This window comes from Acidovorax sp. (assembly GCF_046291265.1).
Classification (GTDB): Bacteria; Pseudomonadota; Gammaproteobacteria; order Burkholderiales; family Burkholderiaceae_C; genus Acidovorax.
On the sequence record NZ_JBKBTV010000163.1, the window covers coordinates 1 to 618 of the forward strand.

Sequence of the window (618 nt, forward strand, 5' to 3'; positions counted from 1 at the left end):
ATGTGCGCCACTGCGGCAGACACATCCAGGCACCACCGCACCAGCTGCGCAGGCTCCGCACCGGCAGCAGCGGCGGCCTCCAGCGTGTGCGGGAGCAGGGGCATGATGAGGGCCAGCACGGGGTTGGCGGCGTCGCCCACCATCGTGCGGAAGCCGTCGGGCAGCAGGTCGTACATGGGGCGGGGCAGGCGCTTGGTGAGGAAGGCCAGCAGGGTGATGACGTTGGGGTGGGGCGGCATGTCGCTCAACGTCTGGAACTCGCGCAGGAAGGCGTGCTGGAGGGTGGTTTGGCGAGGGTCCTCCACGCCCGCCAGCACCTTCACCGCCACCGGCACCTGCACCGTGCGCGCACCGGCAGCGACGGCGGCAGCGCCTGCATCCGCGACGCACCAAGCAGGCACCGTCACGTCGCACAGCAACACGGCGCCGTTGCCGCCAACCGCCACCACCTTGCGCACGGTAAAGTGGTCAAAGTCCACGGTGGTGGACAGCACGTGGCGCAGCAGGTCGTCCTGCCGCGTGATGCTGAACTTGCTGCGCAGGCTGGCCTGCTCCTCCTCCAGCGTGGCCACGCGCTGGCGCAGGGCGAAGCGCTCCCGGCGGGCAGCCGCTTGCTTC

General features: G+C 70.6%; 1 protein-coding gene. It reads right to left on the bottom strand.

The features are described from left to right. Positions 1-618, bottom strand: a 618-nt coding sequence (locus ACK41V_RS23695) for a hypothetical protein (RefSeq protein WP_409786143.1), incomplete at both ends; no start/stop codon positions are given.